The organism is Kandleria vitulina DSM 20405 (assembly GCF_000702065.1).
Taxonomy (GTDB): domain Bacteria; phylum Bacillota_I; class Bacilli_A; order Erysipelotrichales; family Coprobacillaceae; genus Kandleria; species Kandleria vitulina.
The window spans coordinates 1-2,320 of sequence record NZ_JNKN01000068.1 but is presented as its reverse complement, the minus strand read 5'-3'; the positions used below and the strand labels follow the sequence as shown (position 1 = coordinate 2,320).

Annotated in this window: 2 protein-coding genes; both read right to left on the bottom strand. The window is 30.1% G+C overall.

The features are described 5' to 3' along the window. Positions 1-189 precede the first annotated feature (189 nt). A complete protein-coding gene (locus T513_RS0109535) occupies positions 190-465 on the bottom strand; it encodes a hypothetical protein (protein ID WP_029072570.1) in 276 nt (91 codons plus the stop codon). Positions 466-530: 65 nt separating this feature from the next. After that, the gene (locus tag T513_RS0109530; RefSeq protein WP_035877097.1) at positions 531-2,279 is read right to left on the bottom strand and encodes a hypothetical protein; all 1,749 of its coding nucleotides are present in this window, start codon (positions 2,277-2,279) and stop codon (positions 531-533) included. Positions 2,280-2,320: the final 41 nt, after the last annotated feature.

Genomic DNA, 2,320 nt, shown 5'->3' with positions numbered 1-2,320 from the left:
TTTCATAATTACATTATACCAAAAAATGCGTCGGATTTATCCGGCGCATTTTATTTTTGAAAACTAATCCAGATTATCTATCCGGGTCAGCCCCTAATCTATGAGAATGTCATTTTCTGATGAGATAAAGATATGTAGGTTAGCGATTTAGAAAAAACTTCATCATACATTCAGAACAGACATATTCATCTACTCCAGCAGCAATAGCCAATCTCTTAGCTCTTCTTGTGGAATATTATGATCCTTGATATCTAATGACAATAAAACATGTTCATTTTCTACCTTTTCTATATGACCATATAACTCAAAAAAGTGATCAAGGTGAGTTTGACTGATTTCATCATCAGCTAGATTTATCAATTTAATAATATTCTTCTTCAACTGCTTTCTTAATCTTTCATCTTCTACCTGTTCACTTAGATCAAGTAAATTAGAAACAATAAGATCAAAATCATAATTATGCATATGACCACTTCTTTCATTACTATTCTATCACTTTTTCAAATAATGAAAATGCTTTTATAAATATTCTATGAGAATTCTTCTAGACTGTAGTTTCTAAATTCATTCTGTACAAGTGATTTAATATCATCCTGATAGAATAATTGAGTTTGTAATTTATTAGAAGACACTACAAAAGAAGGCTTCTTTTTAAGATAATCTGATTTAATATGACTCGCATATGTGTAAAGATAATAAGTCTCTTTACGAGGAATAAAATAGAATGAGGTATAGGAATGTTCTATCTTAAAGACGATAATAGCCTTATCATCCTTAGAAATCTGATCTTTAGCAAAATACATCTTAGAAAGAGAATAGTTATAAGCAGAAGGATCATGTCTTACCTGATTGTTATAATAGCTTTCAAATGATGCTGTGGCATCATTTTTCATCGCTGTTTTTATTTCTGAAGGAATCTTAGATGATGAATCAAAACGATAAACTAATCCTGATACAGTAAAGGTTCTTTCATCATTTAAGACATTGACTCTCAATTCTTTTGCTTTCTCTTTAGAATACTGAGCCTTGATGGTAATACGATCCCCATTTGATAAAGATGTCATTTCTTTATAATTGTAGGTTACAGTTGAAAGAAATGATTTCACATTATCATCATTACTTGTAAGATTGCTTTTGAACTTAACAATCTTAGCTTCACCACTATCTCCTTCATAAGAGAATGAGATATTCTTTACAAGATCAACATCTGTATATGTCGTTGCATGCTTGAAGTAACTTATAGAAGAGATAATGACTACTACAGCTAGCACTATACCAATAAAACGCGGTACCCACTTCAATAGATCTTTGGTAAAAAGTTCTTCTTCAAAGTAAGGAATATGAAGACTTATCATTATCATTGCCAGAAGACCATTGGTAAAAAATAATCCAGACTGACTAATAAGGGTATTGTACCCTGTACTTACATTAAGCAATGAGTAAAGATAGTCATACTTCTGTATGAGATATTCTGCTTTTATTTTAGTGATATCAACACTAAATGAATGAATATTATTTAGTCGTGTTAGAAATGTGAAAGAGAAGATCATCAATATGATCATCAATAATCCAAATATAAGAATGGGCTTCTCTTTCTTCTCTCTTAATGATATGCCTTCATAGATTATCATTAAGACAAAGGCAATCATGAAGAATACTCTTGATGATTGTGTCAATATGCCAATATATTGAAGACGTTTTATCTGATAAGAGAGAATATTATTGAAATCTACTTTTGAATAAAGGGAAACAAATAGATAATAGCTTCTTAAAAAGAAGAAGACTGACAATAATAGACTTGTTCCAATAAGTAGACCTAGAATACGATCCTTGTTTTCTTTTTGAATATACTCTTTCTTGTATTGTTCAATAAGCAAGAAGCTTCCTAACATACCAGATAAAAATATTATAGAAAGCTGACTGATAGATTTAGCTAAAATGGTTGTTTCATCTTTTCCATTCATTAATGATGAAAGAGCTGTTGTATTAGCAAATAATGAATAGAAGCTTATTTTGATAATATCAAAGGAGTAGATAAACCCAATGATAATCAATAAGAATAGTACCATTCTGACATAGTCCTTGCTTTTCTTTAAGAACATGATGATAAACATGATTAAAGAAGAAAGACCTACTGCTAGATAGACAACAGGGAAAAAGATGTTTTGAGAAAGAGCATTTTCTAATGTACTAATTGAAACACTTGTATTCAATGCCATAAAGCTCATTGGAATAAGCATCAGCAGCATGAATGATAATAGGATATAAAATCTTTTCATGTTACCTGTTATGAAATGACCGTTGTCAAGACGCAATTAAA